This window comes from Agrobacterium radiobacter (assembly GCF_040801995.1).
GTDB classification, from domain to species: domain Bacteria; phylum Pseudomonadota; class Alphaproteobacteria; order Rhizobiales; family Rhizobiaceae; genus Agrobacterium; species Agrobacterium radiobacter.
Genome location: NZ_JBEGHX010000001.1, coordinates 2656847 through 2683822, shown reverse-complemented (window position 1 = coordinate 2683822; position 26976 = coordinate 2656847). Strand labels below are relative to the sequence as shown.

The 26976-nt window shown below is 59.9% G+C and carries 21 protein-coding genes; 9 read left to right on the top strand and 12 right to left on the bottom strand.

The annotated features are described in order from the left end of the window. Positions 1–3: 3 nt before the first annotated feature. The 3 genes from MRBLRC7O_RS13125 to MRBLRC7O_RS13115 all read right to left on the bottom strand — a co-directional run bounded on the left by MRBLRC7O_RS13125 (position 4) and on the right by MRBLRC7O_RS13115 (position 9003). Complete coding sequence (locus tag MRBLRC7O_RS13125; protein WP_077998528.1) at positions 4–1770, bottom strand: diflavin oxidoreductase; 1767 nt, start codon at positions 1768–1770, stop codon at positions 4–6. Continuing rightward, positions 1767–7268, bottom strand: a complete 5502-nt coding sequence (locus MRBLRC7O_RS13120) for a glutamate synthase-related protein (protein WP_080865705.1) — start codon at positions 7266–7268, stop codon at positions 1767–1769. The genes MRBLRC7O_RS13125 and MRBLRC7O_RS13120 overlap by 4 nt, the downstream gene beginning before the upstream one ends. A 406-nt stretch (positions 7269–7674) precedes the next feature. Beyond that, a complete protein-coding gene (locus MRBLRC7O_RS13115; protein WP_003507259.1) occupies positions 7675–9003 on the bottom strand; it encodes an MFS transporter in 1329 nt (442 codons plus the stop codon). Positions 9004–9252: 249 nt separating this feature from the next. Here MRBLRC7O_RS13115 and cyoA point away from each other — a divergent pair, with 249 nt between their 5' ends. The 9 genes from cyoA to MRBLRC7O_RS13070 all read left to right on the top strand — a co-directional run bounded on the left by cyoA (position 9253) and on the right by MRBLRC7O_RS13070 (position 18100). Next, positions 9253–10383 (top strand): ubiquinol oxidase subunit II, encoded by a 1131-nt coding sequence (gene cyoA / locus MRBLRC7O_RS13110; RefSeq protein WP_003507258.1) that lies wholly within the window; start codon positions 9253–9255, stop codon positions 10381–10383. 72 nt (positions 10384–10455) lie between these two features. Continuing rightward, complete coding sequence (gene cyoB / locus MRBLRC7O_RS13105; protein WP_003507257.1) at positions 10456–12459, top strand: cytochrome o ubiquinol oxidase subunit I; 2004 nt, start codon at positions 10456–10458, stop codon at positions 12457–12459. Positions 12460–12465: 6 nt separating this feature from the next. Further along, positions 12466–13089, top strand: coding sequence for a cytochrome o ubiquinol oxidase subunit III (gene cyoC / locus MRBLRC7O_RS13100; RefSeq protein WP_367727437.1), 624 nt, complete (start codon positions 12466–12468; stop codon positions 13087–13089). Then, entirely contained in the window at positions 13089–13481 is a 393-nt protein-coding gene (gene cyoD, locus MRBLRC7O_RS13095; RefSeq protein ID WP_003507255.1) for a cytochrome o ubiquinol oxidase subunit IV, read from the top strand. Before cyoC ends, cyoD begins: the two co-directional genes overlap by 1 nt. A gap of 168 nt (positions 13482–13649) precedes the next feature. Beyond that, entirely contained in the window at positions 13650–14411 is a 762-nt protein-coding gene (locus MRBLRC7O_RS13090) for an SURF1 family protein (RefSeq protein ID WP_003507254.1), read from the top strand. A gap of 113 nt (positions 14412–14524) precedes the next feature. Then, the gene (locus tag MRBLRC7O_RS13085) at positions 14525–15745 is read left to right on the top strand and encodes a phosphopentomutase (protein WP_003507252.1); all 1221 of its coding nucleotides are present in this window, start codon (positions 14525–14527) and stop codon (positions 15743–15745) included. Further along, positions 15742–16719 carry an adenosine deaminase gene (locus MRBLRC7O_RS13080; protein WP_003507251.1) on the top strand — a complete coding sequence of 326 codons (978 nt, stop codon included), beginning with the start codon at positions 15742–15744 and terminating at the stop codon, positions 16717–16719. Before MRBLRC7O_RS13085 ends, MRBLRC7O_RS13080 begins: the two co-directional genes overlap by 4 nt. Before the next feature lie 96 nt (positions 16720–16815). After that, positions 16816–17445, top strand: a complete 630-nt coding sequence (upp, locus tag MRBLRC7O_RS13075; protein ID WP_003493096.1) for a uracil phosphoribosyltransferase — start codon at positions 16816–16818, stop codon at positions 17443–17445. A 133-nt stretch (positions 17446–17578) separates the two neighbouring features. Further along, positions 17579–18100: a TIGR02281 family clan AA aspartic protease gene (locus MRBLRC7O_RS13070; protein ID WP_003507249.1), complete on the top strand. Its 522-nt coding sequence runs from the start codon at positions 17579–17581 to the stop codon at positions 18098–18100. Here MRBLRC7O_RS13070 and deoA read toward each other — a convergent pair. From deoA to msrA, 9 genes are all read right to left on the bottom strand, one after another. Next, entirely contained in the window at positions 18093–19409 is a 1317-nt protein-coding gene (gene deoA / locus MRBLRC7O_RS13065; protein WP_080570326.1) for a thymidine phosphorylase, read from the bottom strand. The genes MRBLRC7O_RS13070 and deoA overlap by 8 nt on opposite strands. Further along, positions 19406–20179 carry a deoxyribose-phosphate aldolase gene (gene deoC / locus MRBLRC7O_RS13060; RefSeq protein ID WP_003507245.1) on the bottom strand — a complete coding sequence of 258 codons (774 nt, stop codon included), beginning with the start codon at positions 20177–20179 and terminating at the stop codon, positions 19406–19408. Before deoC ends, deoA begins: the two co-directional genes overlap by 4 nt. 2 nt (positions 20180–20181) lie before the next feature. Beyond that, on the bottom strand, positions 20182–20982 hold the full coding sequence (locus tag MRBLRC7O_RS13055; protein ID WP_003507243.1) for a purine-nucleoside phosphorylase: 801 nt from the start codon (positions 20980–20982) through the stop codon (positions 20182–20184). Next, positions 20982–21386: a cytidine deaminase gene (locus MRBLRC7O_RS13050; RefSeq protein ID WP_003507241.1), complete on the bottom strand. Its 405-nt coding sequence runs from the start codon at positions 21384–21386 to the stop codon at positions 20982–20984. The genes MRBLRC7O_RS13055 and MRBLRC7O_RS13050 overlap by 1 nt, the downstream gene beginning before the upstream one ends. Positions 21387–21390: 4 nt before the next feature. Beyond that, positions 21391–22362: an ABC transporter permease gene (locus MRBLRC7O_RS13045; protein ID WP_003507239.1), complete on the bottom strand. Its 972-nt coding sequence runs from the start codon at positions 22360–22362 to the stop codon at positions 21391–21393. 6 nt (positions 22363–22368) lie between these two features. After that, positions 22369–23472 (bottom strand): ABC transporter permease, encoded by a 1104-nt coding sequence (locus MRBLRC7O_RS13040; RefSeq protein ID WP_003507236.1) that lies wholly within the window; start codon positions 23470–23472, stop codon positions 22369–22371. Positions 23473–23479: 7 nt separating this feature from the next. Next, positions 23480–24985: an ABC transporter ATP-binding protein gene (locus tag MRBLRC7O_RS13035; protein WP_080865699.1), complete on the bottom strand. Its 1506-nt coding sequence runs from the start codon at positions 24983–24985 to the stop codon at positions 23480–23482. Positions 24986–25068: 83 nt separating this feature from the next. After that, the gene (locus tag MRBLRC7O_RS13030) at positions 25069–26061 is read right to left on the bottom strand and encodes a BMP family lipoprotein (RefSeq protein ID WP_003507232.1); all 993 of its coding nucleotides are present in this window, start codon (positions 26059–26061) and stop codon (positions 25069–25071) included. A gap of 215 nt (positions 26062–26276) precedes the next feature. Continuing rightward, positions 26277–26927, bottom strand: a complete 651-nt coding sequence (gene msrA, locus MRBLRC7O_RS13025) for a peptide-methionine (S)-S-oxide reductase MsrA (protein WP_003507231.1) — start codon at positions 26925–26927, stop codon at positions 26277–26279. Positions 26928–26976 lie beyond the last annotated feature (49 nt).

Genomic DNA, 26976 nt, shown 5'->3' with positions numbered 1-26976 from the left:
TCTCTAGTAGACATCGCGCAGATAGCGTTTTTCGCGCTTCAGCCGGTTCACATAATCGCTTGCCGCTTCGGCAGAAATGCCGGCCTCATCGCTGACGATACTATGCAGGGCATCATCGACATCTTTCGCCATGCGGGTCGCATCACCGCAGACGTAGAAATAACCGCCCTCTTCAAGCCATTGATAGAGCGCCTTGCCGTTCTGCCGCATACGTGTCTGGACATAGATCTTCTCCACCTGATCCCGTGAAAAGGCCAGGTCGAGACGGGTCAGCACGCCGTCGCGGCTCATGTCGGCAAGTTCGTTTTCATAGATGAAGTCCGACTGCCGGTGCTGATCACCGAAAAACAGCCAGTTCTTGCCCTTGGCGCCGCGCGCCTGTCGTTCCTGCAGAAATGCCCGGAAGGGCGCGATGCCCGTTCCCGGTCCCACCATGATAACAGGCGCATCATTGTCCTGCGGCACACGGAATGACTTGTTCGGCGAGACGAAAATTCCGGCATTCCGTCCAGCCTCCACCCGGTCGGCCAGATAGGTGGAGCACACGCCGCCGCGCTCACGGCCCTCGGCGCGATAACGAACGCTGGCAATCGTCAGATGCACGCTGTTTTTCGCAACCAGAGGGCTGGAGGAGATGGAATAGGCCCGGTGCTGCAGCGGCTTCAGCAATGTCACGAATTCAGCGACATCAAATAGCGGCTTTCCGCCGAGATTGATGAGGTCGAGAATATCCTTGCCCCAGAGAAAGGCGCCCATCTGCTCCCTGTCTCCGTTTGCGATGATGTGGCTGAGTTCCTCATGCCCCGCACGCTTGCCGATTTCGGCAACGAGTTCGCGCGAGGGAGTCGATATCTCGAACATGTTGAGAAGCGCATCGCCAACGGGCCGGTCCAGCCCGCTGATTTGGCTGTCCGCGGCCGCTCCGAAGTGTTCCAGCAGCGCGCCCGCCAGTCTCGGATCGTTCAGGGGCACGACGCCAAGGGCATCACCCGCCTCATAGTCGAGCCCGCTTTCGCCGAGACCGAATTCGTAGTGACGAATCTCCTTGGACGATCTGGGACCGGACAGGCGGCGATTGACGCTCACCTCAGCCGAATAGGGATTCTTGCGGTTCCAGCCCTGCTTTGTCGGCACAGTAGGTTCGGCAACATCCGGCATGACAGCTGCCGCATTGCCACCATCGACAGCAAGCGCAAGTGGCAGGGTCTCGCCGATCCATGCGGCGGCCGCATCCTCGAAGTCGATATCGCAGTCGATACGCGTCTTCATCCGCTTGCCGCCAAGTTGCTCGAACCGCGTATCGATGAGCTTGCCCGCCTGGCAGAAACCGTCATAACCGGTGTCGCCAAGCGCAAGCACGGCAAAATTCATCTCGTCCAGACGCGGCGCGGCGTCGGTGGAAAGTGCTTCCCAGAAAAGCTGGGCATTGTCAGGCATTTCACCTTCGCCGTAAGTCGAGGTGACGACGATGACCCGCTTCATGGCACCGAGACCGTCCATCGAGACATCATCCAGCGCAGCCACCACCGGCCGCATGCCCTGCGCACGGGCGGCGGCGGCGATATCCATGGCTAAGGCCTCGGCATTGCCGGTCTGTGTGCCGAAGAGAATATTCAGCACACTGGCCGCCGCCTTTGGGGCGGCGGCGGCAACAGAAGTCTCCATACCTATGGCGGCGCGGGAATGGAGCCCGGCCAGAAAACCGGAAAGCCATGCGCGCTGATCACCATTGAAGGGCGCGTCTTCGGGAATATAAGGTATCTTCATCATGCTGCCCTGTGGCTGGATGCGGTGGCGAGATCTGGAATGGCACGCACCGCGAAAAGCTCCTCGAAGCCCGGCAGACGGCCGATCCTCTCGATGTTTTTCCGGTTCTGCTGAATGATCCAGCCATAGGTGCCGGGGCTGTCCACCGACCAGATGTTGCGGCGCGCCAGCGCCTGCTTGTAGTCGTCGAGACGCTTGGCGGCGATCATCACCGCAAGCTGTTCATCGCTATGATCGGAGAGCGCCTCGCGGGCGTATTTCAGCAAACGCTGCATCAATGCGTAGTCTTCCGTGAGGATGAGATTGCGTACGGCTTTTTCGATTGCGGGATCGGAAGGGCCCGCCGCCATCGGCAGCCGCTGCAGGGCGATTGCCTGCGCCATGCTCAACACCGTGTAGTTGTTGAGAAGCGCATACATGTCCTCCGTGTCCGTCTCGCCATAACCCGGTACGGTTCCGTTCAAAACGGCCTTACGGTCGCGGTAAGCGAGCTTGAACTTCCGCACCTGATGGGCGGCAAGCGCAGATGCCAGTTCCTCCAGCAGCTCCTTGCGGGGCTTCGCCTTCAGAATTTCATCGCTGTCCTGATAAAGCAGCAGGGCGCGCGGCATGCCATAGACGAAATTGTGCTGTTCGCTCTCCCAGTTTTCCAGAAGCCATGCGGCCTTGGCCGAGCCGGTCTCCGCGACATGCCAGGTCAAAAGCTGGTGGACGGCCTGATTGTGGATCGCGGCCTGTTCGTCCTCACCGGTGATCGAACCGAGCAGGATGGAATCGTGGCTGACCTTCTTCGGCAGATCGCCATAGGGATCATACTGATAGACGAAACCGCCGCTCATGCCGTTGCCGAAACCCTTGCCGAAACTGCCAAGGTTGAGAACGGCACCGTTGGTCATGTATTCGCAGGCGAAATCGCCCACGCCTTCGACCACGGCGGTCGCGCCGGAGTTACGCACCGCGAAACGGTCGCCCGCCTGACCCTCGACGAAAGTGCGGCCGCCAGTGGCGCCGAACAGCGCGAAATTGCCGACCAGCACATTGCCGCCAGCCTCTTGCGAACCGCCGCCCGGAGAGCGTACGACGATGGTGCCCCCGCAGGCGCTTTTGCCAACGCCGTCATTGCAGGTGCCGGTATGGACCATGACCATGCCGTCATTGCAGAAAGCGCCGAAGGACTGCCCGGCCGACCCTGAAGTATCGATGCGCACCGACCCAGCCTCGAGGAACCGGCGGCCACGGCTGTCCTGCTTCACTGCCGGCAGCGCATCCGCCTCTTCGTCGGAAAGCTCGTGGTTCAGCATGCGCTCGATATCGACGGCGAGCTGGCCGCCGACGCTCTTGTTGCAATTGTTGAGGAAACGATTGCCGCCAAGCTCGATGTTTTCCCGTCTGCTGTCGATCAGTGCCGAGCGGACGAGTTCGATGAAGGCATCATCAAGCGCGAAGTCCTTTTCCATATAGACGGGGTTGTCGATCTTCACTTCCTCGACCACGGCAAGCATCGCCCGGAGGTCAAGCTGGCCGACGCTGGCCGAATGATCGAGAAGGTGAAGAAGATCGGAACGGCCCCGTGCTTCGCGCAGCGAGCGCAGCCCGAGTGCGGCCAGGATCTCGCGGGTCTCATGGGCGATGTTCATGAGATATTGCGCCAGCGCGCGCGGATCACCGTTGAAAGCTTCCTGATTGGTAGTGAGACCCGCTGGGCACTTGATGTTGCAGTTCTTCGCCATCACGCATTTCAGCATCATCAGCGCCGTGGTGCCGAACTCGAAACTGTCACCGCCGAGAAGTGCTGATTTCACCACGTCGCTCGCCGTCTGGTGCGCGCCGGAGCAACGCAGCAGCACCTTGGCGCGCAGGCCGGTGGCGCAAAGCGCCTGATGCACCTCGGCAATGCCGATTTCCGCCGCACGGCCGGTATATTTGAGGCTGGTCACGGCGGCTGCACCCGTGCCGCCGGTATTGCCGGCAACGTTAATGACATCCGCCCCAGCCTTGGCGACGCCGACCGCGATCGTGCCGATACCTTCCGACGAGACGAGCTTGACGATGACGCGCACACGCGCCGCCTTGGCGTCATGGATGAGCTGGGCCAGATCCTCGATCGAATAAGTGTCGTGATGCGGTGGCGGCGAGACAAGCTCGACGCCCGGCGTGCCGCCGCGCGCGGCGGCAATTTCGACCGTCACCTTGGGAGACGGTAATTGCCCGCCCTCGCCCGGCTTTGCACCCTGGCCGATCTTGATCTCGATTTCCTCCAGCATCGGATCGGCAAGATAACCGGCCCAGACGCCGAAACGGCCGGAGGCGAACTGCTTGATGCGGGAGGCGCGGATGGTGCCGTAACGGGAAATATGCTCGCCGCCCTCACCCGAATTGGACATGCCGCCGACCATATTGGTGCCATGCGCCACCGCCTCATGGGCAGCCGCGACCAGTGCGCCATGGCTCATGGCGCCCGATGCGAGGGTCTTGGTGATCTCGCTGGCCTTCTGCACGGCATCGAGCGGAATGCCTGCCGGCGCTGTGCGGATGAGAGACAGGTGGGTGAATGCCTCGCCCTTCGCCTGAACCAGCAGCGCGCCCCCTTCCAGCCAATGGCCGGGGATATCAGTTCCGAAGCGGTCGAGCAATGACTGGCCGAGTGCGGCAAGCCGGGCAAGTTCATGACCGTGCGGGCCGGTCAATTGCAGCCGGAACGCACCGTCTCCCGCGCTCTCGCAAAGCAATCCGCGCACCATGAAACTGTTATTGCCATGCCGGGAAAAGCGACCCATCTCCCGGCGGAATTCTTCTGCCGAACCGGCGAAAGTCACATCGGCCGGCAATTCCAGAACATCGCGCAGGGCGGCGGGACGGCGCGCCCTTTCTTCGGCCATCATGCGGGCGAAGGCACGGTAACCAGGCGTTACCTCGAAGGCGTCGATCGCCTCCGGGGTCAGCCGGTCGAAGCTGTTGTGATAATAGGCCGCATCGTTGAGACCGAAAGCGTCTTCCAGCCGATTGAGCGGCAGGAGGCGCAGCGCCTCTTCATTGTCGGTTCCCTTGTCGAAACCGATCTTTTCCTCCGTCATGTCCACAAAACCGCGAACGGCCGTCGTGCCATAGGAATGGCCGGCACCTTCGGCGCGCTCCTTGAAAAGACCGAGCAGGGGAATGTCATTTTCCCCCTTCACGGAAAGCGCCTTCCGATGCCAATCGGCCACCGCCTGCGCGATGACGGCGAAATTGACGCCGCCGACCGGGGTCTTCACATTCGGGAAATAACGCTTCAGCACCGGATCGTTGGTGTCGAGGAAGTTCGGTTCGAAGAACTCGCCGCCGATATAGCTTTCCGCCGTGCACAGCCCGACCTTGCCCATGGTCTTCATCAACGACTTTTCAGCCGCCTTAGCGAAACGCTTGAAGGCCTTGTCGGCATCAGCACCAAATTTCTCCTCGGCGCGGAATTGCACGCCGAGCGGATAGACGGCCGAAGCGCCGAAGCCGAGGCTCGCCGCAATGTGATGCGAGGAGGAAAACTGCCCGCTTTCAACGATCAGCGAAACACGCAGCCGCAGACCTTCCTCGATCAGTCGCTGATTGATGGCGGAGACGACCATGATCATAGGCAAAGCCGCGCGGCCTGCCGAGACATGCCGATCGGTGATGACGGCAATCCCGCCTTCCTGCGCCGCGAAAGCCACGACCTCGTCGCAGAGACCGTCGATCGCCTGCCGCAAGGCCGCTTCGTTGGCATCCGCGACATCGAGGACTGGCGTATAGAGCATCTCGAAACGGCGAACCGGCGTCTCGGGCTGTTCACGAATGCGCAGCATATCGAGGTGGGTCAGGATCGGCGAGCGCACGACGATCTGGCGAGCCTTCTTCGCGCCGCTGTTCGGCTTTGCACCAAGAGCGACGCGCAGCGTCATGCCGTCAGCCTCGCGAATGCTGTCGAGCGGCGGGTTGGTGACCTGCGCAAAACGTTGCGAGAAATATTTGGCAACCCCGCCTTCCTGATCGGAGAGCGCGTTGATGGCGTTGCCATAACCCATGGCCGAGATTTTTTCCGCGCCCGACGCCAGCATCGGGTCCATCAGGAACTTGAAGCTTTCCTGATTGTGCGAATAGGCGACGTAGCGCTGATGCCGTTCCAGATCGCCATTGTAACGAAGCGGCGAGCCCTGCTTTTCGGCGGACACTTCTGGTAAATCATCAAGCATTACCCGGGATTCGGACAGCAGCGCCGGATAGTCCCTCCGCGCCGCCAGAAGCTCCAACGCCTCGACGGTGGAAAAGGCGCGACGTTCGGCGTGATCGTAATAAAGCATGCCGCCCGCCTCGATGCGGCCGCGACGGATGACGCTTTCGGCCGGAAAGGCGATCTGCCCCGCCTCCGACATGACACAGAGATAATCCTCCGTCTCGACGGTGCGCAGCGGGCGCAGGCCGAGGCGGTCGAGCCGGGCACCGATGATGGTGCCGTCGCCGAAAATCAGCGCGGCCGGGCCGTCATTCTTCTCCTCATAGAGCGAGAAATATTCCAGCATCGCCTTGACGCCGGGCGACAGGGTGTCGTCGTTTTCCCATGCCGGCGGCATCATCGAGACCACGGCGGTGACGAGGTCGAGACCATCCTCCATCACCCGCGCCTGCAAGGTCTGGTCCAGCCGGCAGCTGTCCGACTGGCCCTTGGGCCTGACGATGCTGGCATTCTTCGCCAGCGCCACGGCCGCTTCCGACAACCGGTTCTTCTTGTCGGTGTTGAGCTCACCATTATGCGCCATCAGGCGGAAAGGCTGCGCCATGGAGGGGTGTGGATCGGTATTGGTTGAAAACCGCGTGTGGAAATACATCGTATGCACTTCATGGCGCGGATCGGTGAGGTCGCAGAAATAGGGCATGACCTCGTGCGAGTTCAGACGCCCTTTGAGCACCTGCGTCCGCGCACTGAGCGATAGCGGATAAAAACCGGTGAGTTCCGGCACCGTATAGGCAAGCGCTTCAATGGCAAGCAGCGCCTTGTGGATGCGCCAGTCGAATTCGACGAGAGTTGCGCATTCCACTGGAGCCGAAAAAACCCATTGCCGGATCGGCAACTGGTAAGGGATGGCAGCCGGGCGGATGGCCGCGTCATTCACCGGCACGTCGCGGACGATGAGGATCGAAAACCCCTGCTGCTGCAGCGCGCTGCCGATAATGCCAACCGCCTGTTCATGGAAAGCTGGGTTCTGCGGCAGGAAAAAATTGCCGACGCCAAACCGGCCGGCCTGCAAGGTATCGTTGCCCGTCAGCTTCTGGAAAAAGGAGAGCGAGATGTCGAGCGACACGCCGGCACCGTCACCGACACCTTCCGCCGACATGCCGCCGCGATGCGGCACAGCACAGAGCGCCTCGTGGCCGCGCTTCAATACATCATGTGTCTGCGCGCCATCCTTGCGGGTGATGAAACCGACGCCACAGCTGCTTTTTTCAAAAGCGGCATCGTAAAGGCCGAATTTTTGCTCCGTCACACTCAAGGCACTCTCCTCTCGTTGCGCATTTCGCGCGGCATCACCCTCTTTTCCCGAAATTCGGCGCGGCAACCGGCACTCTGCGGGCGGAGCCGCAGGCGACCTGGCTGCTCCTCTTCTTCTGCTTATCGGCGTTTAATGGCGCGAACGGTCGTTTTGCGGCCGGCAAACGGCGTGGCGGCGATGGCCGCTTTCTCGCAAATAATGATCGTCATCGTTCGCATCGCGTTCCCTGATGGCCGGCTTTCCGGCGGTGAGATACACTGAATTACGTCAGTAGTACTTACATAATATTTCATGATCGACCGAGTCAAGATTAAAATCGGCCTTGCGCAATAAAAAAACAAAAACGCCGCGAAATCCGACAGGATTCCCCGGCGCGATGGCTGCAGGGATTTTTAAATTGCCGAGATCACTCAGACGGCATGTCCAGCGTACGGCTGAACCAGAGGGCAATCAGGGTACAAAGAGCGCCCGACATCAGATAGATGCCAACCGCGAAAAGGCCGAATTTGGACGAAAATCCGAGTGCGACCAGCGGTGCGAAACCGGCCCCGATCAGCCAGGAAATATCCGAGGTGAGCGATGCGCCGGTATAACGGTATTCCCGACTGAAGCGGGAGGCGAGTGCGCCGCCCGCCTGACCGAAGGACAGGCCAAGCAGCGAGAAGCCGATCAGCACGAAGAGATAGCGACCGATATCGCCCGAACTCAGGAGAACAGGGGCCACGAGGCTGAAGAGCCCAATCAGCACCGCCGCGACAGCCAGAAGCTTCCGCCGGCCGATCCTGTCGGCCAGTATGCCTGAAACCACGATCATGCCGCCAGCGATGATGGCGCTGACGAATTGCACGAACAGGAAGTCCGAGACACGCTGGCTGGTGTTGAGCGAAACCCAGCTCAGCGGAAAGACCGTGACGAGATGGAAGAGCGCAAAGCTCGCCAGCGGCACGAAGGCACCGGTGGCGACCACCGGAAACTGCGAACGCAGCATCTTGAACATCGGGCGCGGTTCCAGCTCATGCTGCTCCAGCATGGCCTGGAATTCCGGCGTCACGATCATGCGAAGACGGGCAAACAGTGCGAGAACATTGAGCGCCAGCGCCACGAAGAAGGGGAAACGCCAGCCCCAGGCAAGGAATTCCGCATTGGAAAGCTGCGTGACGAAGACGATGAAGAAGGCGCTGGCGAGGCCAAAGCCCATGGCCGCACCGATCTGCGGCATCATGGCGTACCAGCCGCGCTGCTTCGGCGGCGCATTCATGGCGAGCAGCGAGACTAGACCGTCCCAAGCACCGCCAAGGCCAAGACCCTGGCCGATGCGGAATACCGCCAGAAGACAGGGAGCAAGCACGCCTGCTTCCGCATAGGACGGAAGAAAGCTGATCGCCATGGTGGAACCACAGAGCGTGAAGAGGGCGGCCATCAGCTTCACGGCGCGCCCGAATTTTCGGTCGATCTGGAGGAAGATCAGCGAGCCGATCGGCCTTGCGATAAAGGCCAATGAGAAAACCGCGAAGGAATAGAGCGTGGCCGTCAGCGGATCGACGAAAGAAAAGAAGACATGCGGGAAAACGAGCGCGGAGGCGATGGCATAGATGAAAAAGTCGAAAAACTCCGTCATTCTCGCGAGAATGACTGCAATCGTAATGCGATCCGGATCGACCTTGACGGGACCGGCCCCATGTCCGTTCGCTTCCGGCGCCTGCCCAAAGGATGGAGCAGCATTCGTATAACTCATAATATCCCTCCTGCGTCATGGACGAACCATTTCCTGTAACGCGCCGGCTCCTCTTCCGTTGCGTTACGATGCGACGGATTGTCACACGCACCCTACGTAACGTCAATTGAAGTTTGGCAATAAAGGGTTGCCCAGTCGGTCGACCATGCGATAATGCACGCGCTCCGCCTTCAAACGCAGCTCTGCCCGAGACATGGTGCATCGCGAAGGTTTCGCTGCACCGCGACAATATACCTCATTTGAAAAATGATGTTCGGCAATTATTCGCGGCATAATCCAAACTGTACGAGTTCAAAGAACGTGCGCACGATCAAAAAAATCCTATCCGCCCTTCTGGCAATCCCGGCTCTGCTGCTGCTCAGCGGCTGTAACCTCGTGGTGATGAACCCTTCGGGCGACGTCGCCATCCAGCAGCGCGACCTTATCATCACGTCCACGGTTCTGATGCTGCTCATCATCGTCCCGGTCATTGCCCTGACACTGTTCTTCGCATGGAAGTATCGCGAATCGGGGAAAGCCGAAGACTACGATCCCGAGTGGCACCACTCCACGCGCCTTGAAATGGTTATCTGGTCGGCTCCGGTCGCCATCATCCTGATGCTCGGCACCGTGACCTGGATTTCCACCCACCGTCTCGACCCCTATCGCCCGCTGGAGCGTATCGACGAGACCCGCCAGGTAACCGCCGAGACCAAGCCGATCACCGTCGAAGTGGTGGCCATGGACTGGAAGTGGCTGTTCTTCTATCCCGAACTCGGCATTGGCAGCGTCAATGAATTCGCCGCTCCGGTTGATGTTCCGATCAATTTCAAGATCACCGGCACGACCGCGATGAACTCCTTCTTCGTTCCAGCGCTTGCGGGCCAGATCTATGCCATGGGCGGCATGCAGACCAAGCTGCATGCGGTCATCAACAAGGAAGGCGTCTACGACGGCTTCTCGGCCAACTTCTCCGGCCCGGGCTTCTCCCACATGCGCTTCAAGTTCCATGGCCTCAGCCAGCAGGGCTTCGACCAGTGGGTTGCCAGGGCGAAGGAAGGCGGCAAGGGCTTTGGCCGGCAGGAATATCTGGAATTCGCCAAGCCTTCCGAGCGTGAGCCGGTGCAATATTTCGCTTCGGTCGATCCGGAGCTCTACAGCGCCATTCTCAACCGCTGCGTTGAGCCGAACAAGCTCTGCATGCGCGACATGATGCATATCGACGCCAATGGCGGCGGCGGCAAGGAAGGCATCGACATCGCCAAGGCGCTGAACTCCGTCGTCTGCACACCGCTTGCGCCTTACGGCGTCGCCAGCGGCCCCCAATCCACTCCGGCTGCGATCGAAGGTCAGACTTTCGAGCCTGCGGCGCTGCCGGAAAAGAAACAAGTCGCTGGCTGACGATACGTCCCGGCATTCTGCGGCGCGGCCTGTCCGCGCCGAATTTACGTTTTCGAATCGCAAGAGGCTAAAATGATCGTCAATTCCGATCAAACGTCGTTCCTGTTCGGGAAGCTGACCTGGGAGTCCATCCCGCTTCACGAGCCCATTCTTGTCGCGACCTTCGCGGCCGTGGCTCTGGGCGGCATCGCCGTCGTCGGCGCCCTTACCTATTTCCGCCTGTGGGGTTATCTCTGGAACGAATGGTTCACGAGCATCGATCACAAGAAGATCGGTATCATGTACATCATTCTGGCGCTGGTCATGCTGTTGCGCGGCTTCGCCGACGCGATCATGATGCGCGTTCAGCAGGCGATCGCCTCCGGCGGATCGGAAGGTTACCTTCCGCCACACCATTACGACCAGATTTTCACGGCCCATGGCGTCATCATGATCTTCTTCATGGCCATGCCGATGATCACGGGTCTCATGAACTTCGTCGTGCCGCTGCAGATCGGCGCCCGCGACGTTTCGTTCCCCTTCCTCAACAATTTCTCCTTCTGGATGACCACGGCCGGCGCGGTCATCACCATGATCTCGTTGTTCATCGGTGAATATGCGCAGACCGGCTGGCTCGCCTATCCGCCGCTTTCCGGTATCGACGGCAGTCCGGGTGTGGGTGTGGACTATTACATCTGGGGTCTGCAGATCGCCGGTGTGGGAACGACGCTATCGGGCATCAACCTGATCGTGACGATCATCAAGATGCGCGCCCCTGGCATGACCATGATGCGCCTGCCGATCTTCGTCTGGACGTCTCTGTGTTCGAACATCCTGATCGTGGCTTCGTTCCCGATCCTGACCGGCACGCTCGCCCTTCTGACCCTTGACCGTTACGTTGGCACCAATTTCTTCACCAACGATCTCGGCGGCAATCCGATGATGTATGTTAACCTCATCTGGATCTGGGGCCATCCCGAAGTTTACATCCTGGTGCTGCCGGCTTTCGGCGTCTTCTCGGAAATCGTTTCGACCTTCTCCAACAAGCGTCTCTTTGGTTATGCCTCGATGGTTTACGCCACGGGTGTCATCACCATCCTCGCTTATATCGTGTGGCTGCACCACTTCTTCACCATGGGTTCCGGCGCAAGCGTCAACGCTTTCTTCGGCATCACCACGATGATCATCTCGATCCCGACGGGTGCGAAGATCTTCAACTGGCTCTTCACCATGTATAAGGGCCGCATCAAGTTCGATGTTCCGATGCTGTGGACGATCGGCTTCATGATCACCTTCGTCATCGGCGGCATGACCGGCGTTCTTCTCGCCGTTCCGCCTGCGGACTTCGTGCTCCACAACTCGCTGTTCCTCATCGCCCACTTCCACAACACCATCATCGGTGGCGTGGTGTTCGGTGTGCTTGCGGGCATCGTCTACTGGTTCCCGAAGGCCTTCGGTTATCGGCTCGATCCGTTCTGGGGCAAGCTGTCCTTCTGGTTCTGGTTCATCGGCTTCTATTTCGCCTTCATGCCGCTCTATATTCTCGGCCTGATGGGCATTACCCGCCGTATCAGCCAGTTCGAGGATAATTCCCTGCAGATCTGGTTCCTCATCGCCGCCTTCGGCGCCTTCCTGATCGCGCTCGGCATCGCCTCCTTCGTCATCCAGCTCATCGTCAGCTTCCTCAATCGCGACAAGCTGCGCGACGTGACCGGCGACCCCTACAATGGCCGTACGCTGGAATGGTCGACCTCGTCGCCGCCGCCGGCCTACAACTTCGCCTTCACGCCTGTTATCCATGATGTCGACGCCTGGGCGGACATGAAGAAGCGCGGTTACAACCGTCCCAAGGAAGGCTTCATCCCGATCCATATGCCGAAGAACACCGGCGCAGGCGTCATCATCAGCGCCATCAGCGTGGTTCTCGGCTTCGCCCTGGTTTGGCATATCTGGTGGCTTGCGGCTCTCTCCATGCTCGCCATCATCGCGGTCTCCATCGCCCATACCTTCAACTACAATCGCGATTATTACATTCCGGCGTCCGACGTTTCGACGGTCGAGGCGGAACGTACCAAGCTGCTCGCGGAACAGGCGTAACGGAACATGTCTCATACACCTGCACAAAGCGTCGACGGCGCTGAACCGGTCTTCTACCTGAAGGAAGACCACCACCCGGAGAACGGCACCTCGCTGGGCTTCTGGCTCTATCTGATGAGCGACTGCCTCATCTTCGCAACGCTGTTTGCCACCTATGCCGTTGTCGGCCGCAACTATGCGGCCGGTCCTTCGGGCGCCGACCTGTTCGATCTGAAGCTGGTGGCGATCAATACCGGCTTCCTGCTTTTCTCCTCCATCACCTATGGCTTCGCCATGCTGGAAATGGAAAAGCAGAAGGTGAAGGCCACGCTGGTCTGGCTCGGCGTCACCGGTCTCTTCGGCCTCGCCTTCCTTGCCGTGGAACTCTACGAATTCCACCACCTGATCGCGGAAGGCGCCGGCCCGCAGCGCTCGGCGTTCCTGTCAGCCTTCTTCGCGCTGGTCGGTACGCACGGACTGCACGTCAGCTTCGGCATCATCTGGCTCGTCACGTTGATGGTTCAGGTTACCAAGCATGGCCTGATCGCGGCAAACAAACGCCGCCTGATGTGCCTGTCGATGTTCTGGCACTTCCTTGACGTCATCTGGATCGGCGTCTTCTCCTTCGTTTACCTCATGGGAGTTCTTTGATGAGTTCCGAAGCACACGCACATCACGACGCGCATGGCGACGACCATCATCATGATGGCGCCAGCCACGGCACGTTCAAGAGCTACATGATCGGCTTTATCCTGTCGGTTATCCTGACGGCGATCCCCTTCTGGCTGGTCATGGGCGACGTTCTTGAAAACAAGACCCTGCTGGTCATCGCGATCATGGGTCTCGGCGTCATCCAGATCTTCGTGCATATGATCTACTTCCTGCACATGGACACCAAGTCCGAAGGCGGCTGGACCTTCATGGCGCTGATCTTCACCGTCGTGGTGCTCCTGATCACGCTCTCCGGCTCGCTCTGGGTCATGTACAACATGAACAAGAACATGATGCCGCTGCACATCGAGGATGTGAAGAACCTGCCCTGAGCAGCAGATATCAGCGGCCTGCCGGTTTTCCGGCGGGCCGCGTTCCGCGCCAACACATAACCCCATGAATCCCGGTGCGATTTATGGGGTTATTTGCTGGAGGAAGCCCCCGGTGGACGCCAAAGCAGATGGCCTTTCCCGCCAGCCGCGCTTCGCAAGGACCGTGACATGAGTGACACCACACCCCACAACCGGCGTATCCGCCCCGCCGCGATCATCGTTCTGTTTCTGACCGTTGTCCTGACGGGTCTGCTGCTGGTGCTCGGCACATGGCAGGTCAAACGCCTTTCCTGGAAGCTCGATCTTATCGAGCGCATCGAAGCCCGCGCCCATGCCGACCCCGTCGATGCCCCTGCCGCCGGCGAATGGCCAGCCCTCAAAGACCCCGCAGAATACGAATATCGCCGTGTGAAACTGTCCGGCACCTTCCTCAACGACAGGGAGGTTCAGGTCTATACGGTCACAGACCTCGGTCCCGGCTATTGGGTGATGACGCCGCTCAAGCGCGACGATGGCTCCAGCATCATCGTCAATCGAGGCTTCGTGCCGTCCGACCGGCGTGACCCGTCCTCCCGCCGGGAAGGCGAACCAGCCGGCAACGTCGAGATCACCGGGCTGATGCGCGCGCCCGAAACCGGCGGGCTTTTCCTGCGCACCAACGATCCGGCAAATGGCCGCTGGTATTCCCGCAATATTCCTCAGATTTCGCAGGCATCCGGCCTTTCCGATGTCGCGCCGTTCTATGTCGACGCCGACGCAACACCCAATCCGGACGGCCTGCCGGTCGGCGGCAAGACCATGCTCACCTTCCCCAACAACCACCTCTCCTATGCCGTTACGTGGTATATTCTGGCGGCCATGGTGGTGGCCGCGGGCTGGTATGTCCTGCACAATCTCAACGCTCCCAAATCGAAACGGGGCGAGGATTGAACGACCGGTTTTACCGGATGGTTCATAAAAGCACTTCCTTCTTCACGTTTTGCTGATCTATAACGACAGCTCGGCCTGACATTGCCCGTCGGCGCATTTTGTTTCGGTGAGTTATGGCAAGAGCATTTCTTTTCGTTCTGGATTCCTTCGGTGTCGGCGGTGCACCCGATGCGGAACACTATGGCGATCTTGGCGCGAACACGCTTGGCCATATCGCGGAATTCTGTGCCGCGGGCGCTGCCGACAAAGCCGGGCTTCGCTCCGGTCCGCTGAAACTGCCGAACATGTGTTCGCTCGGCCTGCTGGAGATCGCGAAACAGGCAAGCGGCGACATTCCCGCCGGCATGGAACCGCCTGAGCGTATTTTCGGCCTTCACGGTTCCGCCAGTGAAATCTCCAAAGGCAAGGATACGCCTTCCGGCCATTGGGAGATCGCCGGCACGCCGGTAACGTTCGACTGGGGATATTTCCCGACGGAGGGCGGCGCCTTTTCTCCCGATCTGGTGGAGGCCATTTGCAGGCAAGCCGATATTCCCGGCATTCTCGGCAATTGTCATGCTTCCGGCACAGAGATCATCGCGAAGCTCGGCGAGGAGCATATCAGGAGCGGCAAGCCGATCTGCTACACCTCTTCCGATTCCGTATTCCAGATAGCCGCGCATGAAACACATTTCGGGTTGCAGCGGCTCATCGCGCTCTGCGAGACGGTGCGCAAGCTGCTCGATCCGCTGAATATCGGCCGCGTCATCGCCCGCCCCTTCATCGGCGAAACGGTCGCAACCTTCGAACGCACCGGCAACCGCCGCGATTTTTCCGTTCTGCCACCGGAACCGACCCTGCTCGACAGGCTTGTGGAGGCCGGCCGCAAGGTGCACGCGATCGGCAAGATCGGCGATATCTATGCCCATCAGGGTATCTCGCGCGTCATCAAGGCAAATGGCAACAGCGCCCTGATGGACGCAACGTTGCAGGCCATCGACGAAGCTGAAAACGGCGATCTCGTCTTCACCAATTTCGTCGATTTCGACATGCTTTACGGCCATCGTCGCGACGTTGCGGGTTATGCGGCGGCGCTTGAGGCCTTCGATGCGCGCATCCCCGAAATCCATCGCAAGATGGCGCCTGGCGATATCGCCCTTCTCACCGCTGATCACGGCTGCGACCCCACATGGCGGGGCACCGACCATACGCGGGAAAGGGTGCCGATCATGGCATTCGGACCGGGTATCCGTTCCCGTGATGTCGGCATCCGTTCAAGCTACGCCGATATCGGCGAAAGCATCGCCCACCATCTTGGCATCGAGGCCGGTTCACACGGCAGGAGCTTCATTTGACATCCCATTTGCTGAAAGCGGAAATCCACTGCCATCTTGAAGGGGCGGCATCGCCCGCGCTTGTCGCACGACAGGCGGAGAAATACGGCATAGACACCAGCGGCTTTTTGCGCGATGGCCAATATGTCTGGTCGGATTTCGCCGAATTTATCCAGTGCTACGATGCGGTGGCGCAGGTGTTCAAGACGGACGAAGACTACGCGGTTCTGACGGAAACCTATCTGACTGAACTTGCCGAGGCCAACACGATCTATAGTGAACTGATCATCTCGCCCGACCATGGTGACCGCATCGGGCTCGGTGCAGACGCCTATCTCGCCGGCATTGCCGAGGGCATCAGGATCGCCAAAGAAAAGACCGGCATCGAGACCCGCATCATCGTCACCGGCGAGCGCCACTTCGGTCCTGAACGGGTGATCGCAGCGGCGGAATATGCAGCACGCGCCCGGCATCCACTGGTGACCGGCTTCAACATGGCGGGCGAGGAGCGCATGGGTCGCGTCGCCGATTATGTGCGCGCCTTCGATATCGCCCGCGATGCGGGTCTCGGGCTGACCATTCACGCGGGCGAGGTTTGCGGCCCTGAAAGCGTTGCCGATGCGCTCGATCTCGTCAAACCAGCCCGCATCGGCCATGGCGTGCGCGCCATCGAAGATGCCGGCCTCATCGCCCGGCTGGTCGAGACGGGAACGGTTCTGGAGGTCTGCCCCGGATCGAACATCGCACTCGACGTTTATCCCGATTTCGGCAGCCATCCACTCAAGGCGTTGCACGACGCGGGGGTGCGCGTCTGCATCAGTTCCGACGATCCGCCATTTTTCTTCACCTCGCTTGCACGGGAATACGCGCTGGCCGCGGACGAGTTCGGTTTCAGCGATGCCGAGATCAACCGCATGACCCGAACCGCGCTGGAATGCGCCTTCGTGGACGAGGAAACGCGCAACCAGCTGCTCGCAAAACTCGATTGTGCGTGACGCTGCGGTTCGCGGGGTAAAACCGCGAAGAAGGCTTGCGAAAAGCGTACTTTCGGTGAATTACAGGGGCACAAGATAAAAAGGAAGGCCAGTTTCATGGACGGCGTCACAGTCATCGAACATCCGCTGGTGCGGCACAAACTTACCATCATGCGCAAGAAAGAAACCTCAACGGCCGGCTTCCGCCGCCTGCTCAGGGAAATCTCGACGCTGCTCTGCTATGAAGTGACGCGCGACCTTGAAATGACGATGGAAACCATCGATACGCCGCTCGAAACCATCGAGGCTCCGGTGCTGGAGGGCAAGAAGCTGGTTTTCGCCTCCATCCTGCGCGCCGGCAACGGCCTGCTGGAAGGCATGCTGGAACTCGTGCCTTCGGCGCGTGTTGCCCATATCGGTGTGTATCGCGATCACGATACGCTGGAGGCCGTCGAATATTACTTCAAGGCTCCCGAAAGTCTCGATGCGCGCCTTATCATCGTTGTCGATCCAATGCTGGCGACCGGCAATTCCTCGATTGCCGCCGTGGAAAAGCTGAAGGAACGTGGTGCTAAGAACATTCGCTTCCTGTGTCTGCTGGCCGCCCCCGAGGGCATCAAGAATTTCCGTGAAGCGCATCCCGATGTGCCGATCTACACCGCCGCAATCGACAAGCAGCTGAACGAAAAGGGTTACATCGTTCCTGGCCTCGGCGATGCCGGCGACCGCATGTACGGCACCAAGTAATACCGTTCATCATTGCTTAACCGCTTGAGCCATTCGCCGCACGCAACGCGGCGGATGGCTTTTTCTTTTAAGATTTCAGCATGTTTTGCGCCTATGCTGCATGTGGATAAACCTTGCGATTAGGAGCAATCACTTGCTGGCGCGTGCGATTTTTCTGCTTGTCGGTCTTTCGGTCAGCGCCACGCAGATCCCGGCGCTGATGGAAAAATTTCAGCCACGCCCGGAAACCGGCGCGGCAAAATCCGATGCCACCACCGAACTTGCCAAACCGCAGCCGGTGTCGCTGGGCGGCGTCAGTCTGAAGGCGGATGCGCGCGGTCATTTCAACGCCACCTTCCGTATCAACGGCAAATCTTTCGACGGGCTTGTCGACACAGGCGCCTCCACGGTCGCCATCAACGAGACGATCGCCCGGCGGCTCGGTTTCGGCGTCAACAGCCTCGACTTTAAATATGCGATCTCAACCGCCAACGGCCAGACCATGGCGGCCTATGTGAAGCTCGACCGCGTGGAAATCGGCACGATCCGTGTCCAGAATGTCGATGCCATGGTGCTCAAAGACAATGCGCTGAGCAACATGCTGATCGGCATGAGCTTTTTGAAGCAATTGTCGTCATTCAAGGTGTCGAACGGCGAAATGCGGCTGGTCAGATAATCCGCTCAAGAACCACGTTGCCGGTCTCTGTCACAGAGTCCCCAATCCCGTAACAGGCCGCAATCCTTTCGGCGGCGCGTTCCGCTTCTTCTTTCGAAGCCGCGTGGACGAGGGCGATAGGTTCGCCCTTTTCTACTTTTGTGCCGAGCGGCAGGATGTCCGAAATACCGACCGCAGCGTCGATGGTATCCGACGGTTTTCTTCTGCCGCCGCCAAGCTCGACAACGACCATACCGAGATCGCGCGTCGCACAGGATGCGAGCCAGCCGCTGCGCGGAGCCGGAACAGGGAGAGTGGCCGGTGCGGATGGCAGGTAATGGGACGGGCGTTCAACGAAATCCGAAGGCCCGCCGAGTGCCGAAACCATCCGCGCAAAGACCTCCATGGCCCTGCCGGAGGAAAGAGCGGCCACAGCGAGCGCCTCGCCTTCATCCAGCGTAATAGCGCTTCCGGCGTGCACCAGCATTTCAGCAGCGAAGGCGAGCACGACCTGTTCGAGACGGGTACCCACCTTGCGGCCAGCCAGAAAATCCAGGCAATTGACGATTTCGACCGCATTACCCGCGGCATCGCCAAGCGGCTGGTTCATGTCGGTTATCAGAGCCGTCGTCGGCAGGCCCGCGCCATTCGCCACATCGACCAGCGCGCGGGCGAGATTGCGGGCATCCTCCACGCTCTGCATGAAAGCACCGTTACCGACCTTCACATCCAGAACCAGCGTCTGCAGCCCGGCTGCAAGCTTCTTCGACAGGATGGAGGCGGTGATCAGCGGTATGGAATCCACCGTCGCGGTCACGTCGCGGATGGCATAGAGGCGTTTGTCGGCGGGGGCGAGATCGCCCGTCTGGCCGATGATGGCGCAGCCGACCGTTTTCACCGTCTGGCGAAACAGCGCCTCGTCCGGCATGACGTTATAACCGGGGATCGCCTCCAGCTTGTCCAGCGTGCCGCCGGTATGGCCGAGACCCCTGCCGGAGATCATAGGCACGGCGAGACCGCAGGCGGCAACGATGGGAGCAAGCATCAGGGAGACATTGTCGCCGACACCGCCGGTCGAGTGCTTGTCCGCCACCGGCCTGCCGATATCGCTCCAGGACAGAACATCGCCGCTGTCGCGCATGGCGAGCGTCAGCGCCACCATCTCGTCCCGGTTCATGCCGCGGAAAAACACCGCCATGGCAAAGGCCGCCGCCTGGCCTTCCGATATGCCGTCTTTCGAAAGCGCGCTTATGAAAGCGGCGATCTCCTGCGGTTCCAGAGACAGGCCATCGCGTTTGCGGCGGATGATTTCCTGCGGGATCAAGCTCAATACCCGCTGGCAGCCTTGGCCGGCTCACCGCCGGCCAGCACGTTCAATACGTCGTCGAGGACGCCGGAAGCGCCGAAACGGAAGGTGGACGGCATGGCCCAGTTGGGCGCCATGATGGTTTCCGCCAGCCGCAGATAAAGCGTGGCGTCTTCCACCGTACCGATGCCGCCAGCGGGCTTGAAGCCAACCTTTTGCCTGCTGTCGCGGATCGCCTGCAACATGATGTCGGCGGCTTCCAGCGTGGCGTTGATCGCGACCTTGCCGGTAGAGGTCTTGATGAAATCGGCCCCCTCGGCAATGGTGATCTCGGAAGCGCGACGGATCAGCGCCTTGTCCTTCAGCTCACCGGTTTCAAGAATGACCTTGAGAAGCACGGGTGCTGCGCAGGCCTTACGCACAGCGGCCACCATGGTGGAAACCGCCGATTCATCGCCTGCTATGAATTTGCGATAGGGAATGACCAGATCGATTTCGTCGGCGCCGTCGCGGATCGCGGCCTCGGTTTCCGCGACCACGTTTGCGACGTCGAGGTCACCCGAAGGAAAGTTGACGACCGTGGCGATGCGGATCGCGTGGTCCTTTCCGAACGCCGCACGCGCCTGAGCGACGAAGCGGGGCCAGATGCAGATCGCCGCCGTATTGCCATATTCCGTATGCGCCCTCTGGCACAAAGCAGCAATCTGCTCAGGCGTGCAGTCTTCCTTGAGGTTTGTCAGGTCCAGCAAGGACAGTGTCAGGGCAGCCGCTTCGCGCGGACGCTGGAGTTCCATGGTCACGCTCCTCCTGCGATCATTTCCTTCAGAATGGCGGCAAGCCTCTTGCCACCCACGGGAGCCATATCCTTGGTTTCTTCATGGCTCAGTTCCGCGCCGGTCATGCCGGCACCGTAATTGGTAATAACCGATGCGGCGGCAACACGCATCCCGAAAAAGCGGGCAAGGATGACTTCCGGCACGGTGGACATGCCGACGGCATCCGCTCCCAGCAGCCGCGCCATGCGGATTTCCGCCGGCGTCTCGAAGCTCGGGCCGGAAAACCACATGTAGACGCCGCCGAACAAAGGCACCGTCGCGCGGATCGCGGCATTGCGCATGGCAAGCATCAGATCAGGATCGTAAGCTGTCGTCATGCCGACGAAGCGTCGGTCGCTTTCCTCGCCGATCAACGGGTTCATGCCGGAATAGTTGATGTGATCGGTGATCTGCATGACCGAGCCGGGCGGCATATCCTGCCTTACCGAACCCGCCGAATTGGTGAGGATGAGCGACTGCACGCCGAGACCAGCCAGCGCCCCGATGATCGCACGCATGGCGGAGGGATCGCCCTTTTCGTAATAATGCACCCGGCCGGAGAGCATCATGACCGGTTCACCACCGAGATAACCGGCCACCAGCTCGCCCGCATGGCCAGAGACGCCACTTGCGGGAAAACCAGGGAGTTCGGCATAGGGCACCCGGATCGGATCGCTGACCTCTTCCACCAGAGAACCCAGACCCGAGCCGAGGACGATGGCCACGCGCGGCATCAGGCCGTTCAGGCGCTCCACCAGAATATCGATCAGCATATCCGGCATCAGGGCAGCTCTGTCTTGAAGCTGAAGGGCAAAAGCTCTTCCATGGTCATGACCTTCTGGACGCCGGTTTCGTCGCACAGATAGACTTTCGTCTCCGGCGTGGCGAATTCGGCGATCTTCTGCCGGCAGCCGCCGCAGGGAGGGCAGAGAGCAAGCTTTTCGGCGATGACGGCGATTTCGCTGATCTTTTTTGCCCCACCCATGATCATGGCGCTGATGGCGGAAGGTTCGGCGCACCAGCCCTGCGGGAAGGAAAGGTTCTCGATATTGGCGCCCTTGTAGATCTTGCCGTCTTCGGCGCGGATTGCTGCACCGACCGGGAATTTCGAATAGGGCGCGTGGGCAAAGGCCATTGCCTCCACCGCTGCCTCGAACAGGGCATGGGATTGGGTATCGGAGGACATAAGCTTAACGCTCCTTCGCATAGGCAACGCCACCGGCCTTTGGTGGCTTGGCGACGCCGATGAAACCGGCAAGCAGGATGCAGGTCAGAATATAGGGCATGGCCTGGAATATCTGCACCGGCACCTCGCCGATGCCGGGCACGGATTTGCCCTGCATGAAGTTGGCAAAGGCATCCAGAAAACCGAACAGCAGGCAGGCGAACATGACCGGCACCGGCTTCCATTTTGCAAAGATCAGCGCCGCCAGCGCGATATAGCCCTTGCCCGCCGACATGTTGGCAATGAAGGCCGCCGATTGCGCAACGGCGAGATAGGCGCCCGAAAAACCACAAAGGAAACCGGCAACGATAACGGCGCGGTAGCGCATCCACGTCACCGAAATGCCTGCCGTATCGACGGCACCCGGATTTTCACCGACAGCGCGCAGACGCAGGCCGAAACGGGTGCGATAAAGCACCCACCAGGACAGCGGCACCGCCAGAAAGGCGAGATAGGTGAGGATGTTATTGCCGGAGATTACGTTAGCGTAGAGCGGGCCGATGAAAGGCACCTCCCGCATCGTATCCGCACCGGGCAAAATGATCGGGGCAAAACGGCCCTCACCCGGCAATTGCGGCGTGCGGCCGCCCTGCCCGAACCAGGCCTGCCCCAGAACCACGGTCAGACCGGCAGCAATGAAGTTCAACGCCACGCCCGATACGATCTGGTTGCCGCGATTGGTGATGACAGCGAAACCATGGATCAGCGAGAACAGGATGGAGACGGCAATGCCGGCCAGCAGACCGGCCCAGGGATTTGCGGTGATATAGGCAACACAGGCGGACGCGAAGGCCGCCGCCAGCATCTTGCCTTCAAGGCCGATATCGAACACGCCGGCGCGTTCGGAAAAAAGCCCGGCAAGCGCGGTGAAGAGCAGCGGGATGGTGAGACGGACGGTCGAGCCGAGGATGCTGACCATCATATCGAAGAAATCCATATCAGCTCACCCCTTTGCCAAGCGCTGGTAGATGTGGACGATCGCCGGCCGGTACATATATTCCAGCGCGCCAGCGAAGAGGATCACCAGACCCTGAATGACCACGATCATTTCGCGGGTAATGTTAGGCATTTCGAAGGAAAGATCCGCGCCGCCCTGATAGAGAATGCCGAACAGCAATGCCGCGAAGATGATGCCGAGCGGGTGGCTTCGCCCCATCAGCGACACGGCGATGCCGACGAAACCTGCGCCACCGACGAATTCCACCTGCAGGCGGGCGGAAGCGCCCATGACAGGGTTCAGCGCCATCATTCCCGCCAGACCACCAGAAATGAGCATGGCGATGATGACGGTGCGCGCATAGGGAATGCCGGCATAAACGGCCGCTGAAGGGCTGACGCCGAGCGTGCGCATCTCGTACCCGAGCTTGGTGCGCCAGATCAGCACCCAGACGAGGAAACACATGACCAGCGCGATGATGAAGGAGACGTTGAACGGCGCCGGCCCGAGCTTGAGGCCGAACAGCGCCATCAGCCAGTCCAGCTTCGGCAATTGGCCACCGGCCAAGAAGGTGCGCGTTTCCGGGGCCATCTTGCCTGGCACGATCAGCACATTCACCAGCAGATAGACCATCAAGGCCGCGGCGATGAAGTTGAACATGATGGTGGTGATGACGACGTGGCTGCCGCGTTTTGCCTGCAGCCATGCCGGAATGAAAGCCCAGGCCGCGCCGAAAAGTGCAGCACCGATGACGGCGAAGGGCATCGTCACATACCAGGGCACATAACGGTCGAGCGCAAGCGCCACCAGTGCGGCACCCAGCCCGCCAATATAGGCCTGACCTTCGGAGCCGATATTGAACAGGCCGGCATGGAAAGCGACCGCAACGGAGAGGCCGGTGAAGATGAAGCTCGTCGTGTAAAACAGCGTGAAGCCGATGGCGTCGCCACGACCGAGGGCGCCTTCGACGAGCAGGCGAAGTGCCGCCAGCGGATTTTCACCGATGGACCAGACGACGAGGCCGGAAATCAGAAAGGCGGTGACGACGTTCAGCAGCGGCAGCAGGCCGTAGCTGATCCAGTTTGGCAGGGGGGTGGAAGCGGTGCTCATTCATGCCTCATGCGGCGATGCCGGCCATCATCAGGCCCAGCGTCTGTTCTTCGGCTTCCGCCGTTTTTTCTCCAACGACACGCCCGGCGAACATGACCATGATCCGGTCCGAAAGGGAACGGATTTCATCGAGTTCGACCGAAACAAGCAGGATAGCCTTTCCGGCATCGCGCATTTCAATGATGCGGCGATGGATGAATTCGATGGCGCCGATATCCACGCCGCGGGTCGGCTGGCCGATGATCAGCATCTTGGGGTCACGTTCGATTTCGCGGGCGACGACGATCTTCTGCTGGTTGCCGCCGGAAAAATTGGCGGTCTTCAGCTGCGGGTTCGGCGGACGGATATCGTATTTCTCGATTTTTTCGACCGCATCCTTGCGGATGGCTTCGGGGTTGAGGAACGGTCCCTTGCCGTAGCGCTCATCGTGGTGATAGCCGAGGATGGAGTTTTCATATTCCTCGAATTTCAGCACCAGCCCCATATGGTGTCGGTCTTCCGGAATATGCGCGAGACCGAGCTCGCGCAAAATGGCCGGATCGGGACGGTCGACCTTCTGTCCGGCCACCCATATCTCACCCGAGTAAGGCTTGCGGATGCCGGCGATCGCCTCAAGGAGTTCGGACTGGCCATTGCCGGCCACACCGGCGATACCGACGATTTCACCGGCGCGGACATCGAGAGAGACATCATCCACCATGGTGACGCCACGGCTGTCCTTGACGGTGAGATTGCGGATGGAGAGGAGAACTTCGCCCGGCGTCGTCTCGCCCTTTTCCACCCTGAGCAGCACCCGGCGGCCGACCATCAGTTCGGCCAGTTCCTCGACGCTGGTTTCGGAGGTCTTGCGGGTCGCCACCATTTCGCCGCGGCGCATGACGGAGACGGAATCCGTGATCGCCATGATCTCGCGCAGCTTGTGGGTGATAAGGATGACAGTCTTGCCCTGCTCACGCAGGACGCCGAGGATCTTGAAAAGGTGATCGGCTTCAGCCGGAGTCAGAACACCGGTCGGCTCATCGAGGATCAGGATTTCCGCGCCACGATACATGGCTTTGAGGATTTCGACACGTTGCTGCAGGCCAACGGGCAATTCCTCGATCACCGCATCGGGATCGACTTCCAGCCCGTAATCGTCCTCGAGGCGCTGCAGCTCCTTGCGCGCGGCTGCCCGACCCTTGGCGAGCGATGCTCCGCCTTCCGCGCCCAGCATGACGTTTTCAAGCACGGTGAAATTTTCCACCAGCATGAAGTGCTGATGCACCATACCGATGCCCGAACTGATCGCGGCCTGACTGTCGCGGATCGAGACCGGCGCACCATTCACCCGGATTTCGCCGGCATCGGCCTGATAAAAACCGTAGAGGATCGACATCAGGGTCGATTTTCCGGCGCCGTTTTCCCCGATGATGCCGTGGATCGTGCCCTTGGCAACGGTCAGATTGATATTCTTGTTGGCGTGAACGGCACCGAATTTCTTGTCGATGCCTACGAGTTCGATTGCTGGGTCCATACTCAAACCGAAACCTCTCCGAAGGCTGGATATGAAAAGGGCGCAAGATGAAAAATCATCATGCGCCCCAGTCACATATCATATCATTTCGGGCAGGAATTGTCCGCCATATAGTCATGAACCTTGACGTTGCCGGCAATGATGTCGGCCTTTGCCTTGTCCACGGCGGCGGTCATTTCCGGTGTGATCAGGGCCTTGTTGTTGTCGTCAACAGCGTAAGCGACGCCGTCTTCCTTGACGCCCAGCGCAACGATGCCGGGGGTGAACTTGTCGTCCTTGGCATCCTTGTAGGCATTGTAGACAGCCAGATCGACGCGCTTGACCATCGAGGTCAGAACCGAACCGGGATGCAGATGGTTCTGGTTGGAATCGACGCCGATCGAGAACTTCTTGTTGTCGGCGGCGGTCTGCAACACGCCGATACCGGTCGCACCAGCTGCCGCGTAGATCACGTCGGCGCCCTGGTCGATCTGGTTCTTGGTCAGCTCGCCACCGCGCACCGGATCGTTCCAGGCAGCACCCGTGGTGCCGGTCATGTTCTGGAAGACTTCGATCTTGTCGTTGGCAGCCTTCGCGCCCTGAGCATAACCGCAGGCGAATTTACGGATCAGCGGAATATCCATGCCGCCGATGAAGCCGACCTTACCGGTCTTGGAGGCCATGCCTGCCAGAAGACCAACGAGATAGGAGCCTTCGTGCTCCTTGTAGACAACGGAGCGTACATTCGGCAGCTCGACGACGGAATCAACGATGACGAACTTGGTATCGGGGAATTCGGCTGCGACCTTTTCCATGGCCGAGGTCCAGGCGAAGGAGACAGCAACAACCGGGTTGAAGCCCTTGCTCGCGAAGTTGCGGATAGCCTGTTCACCCTGCGTGTCGCTGGTCGGTTCGAAGTCGCGGTAGTCGATGCCCGTTTCCGCCTTGAACTTTTCAGCGCCGGCCGCAGCGGCTTCGTTGAACGACTTGTCGAACTTGCCGCCCGTGCCATAGACCAGTGCCGGCTTGATATCGGCGGCGAGCGCGGAAGCCGACATTGCGGCAAGCGCAAAAAGCGTCAGAAGGGATTTTTTCATTGTGCAGCCCTGTTGTTGCAATTGATATTTTAAGGGTCCTCCCGCAAACCCGTTGACCGGGAATGTCTGCGGAACCGCCAGCCGTGTTTCCCGGCTGTGCTTGGCTCATATCCTTGCATGGCTCAATGAAAAATTCATCCGGTTTTTTTGACCCGGTGGAAAAACTTTATTCTGGCGCTTTTTTGGTCTTTCCACCGGGGCGACCTGCAAAAAATCTAGTCGATATTGCAGCTTACGCCCGTTCCCCTGAGGCCGCAGTAGCCACCCGGGTTCTTGGCAAGATATTGCTGATGATAGTCTTCAGCGTAATAAAACTTTTCAAGCGGCCCGATCTCGGTGGTGATGGCACTGCCATGGCCAGCCTCCTCCAAAGCCTGTTGAAAAGCATCGCGGGCCTTCTGCGCCTGCTGCAACTGGCCTTCCGTCGTCGCGTAGATGGCGGAACGATAGGTCGTGCCGACATCGTTGCCCTGTCGCATGCCCTGCGTCGGATCGTGCTCCTCAAAAAATATCTTCAAGAGGCCCGAGAGCGAGATCACGGCCGGATCGTAGACAACCTTGACCACTTCCGCGTGGCCCGTCTGACCTGTCGTCGTCTCCTGATAGGTGGGATTGCGGGTGAAACCGCCGGCATACCCCACCGCCGTCACCCACACACCCGGCGTTTTCCAGAACAGCCGTTCCGCGCCCCAGAAGCAGCCCATGCCGAGATAGATGGTTTCAAGGCCGTCGGGATAAGGCCCCTTCAAAGGCCGGCCATTGACGAAATGGGCCTCCGGCACCGCAAGCGCCGCTTCACGGCCAGGCAAGGCGGTTTCTTGCGTCGGCATCGTCGTCTTTTTTGAAAGCGTATCGAACAGGAACATTCGGTCCTCCATGCGGCCAGCTCCGCCGCTTTTCATGGTTCACATCTGC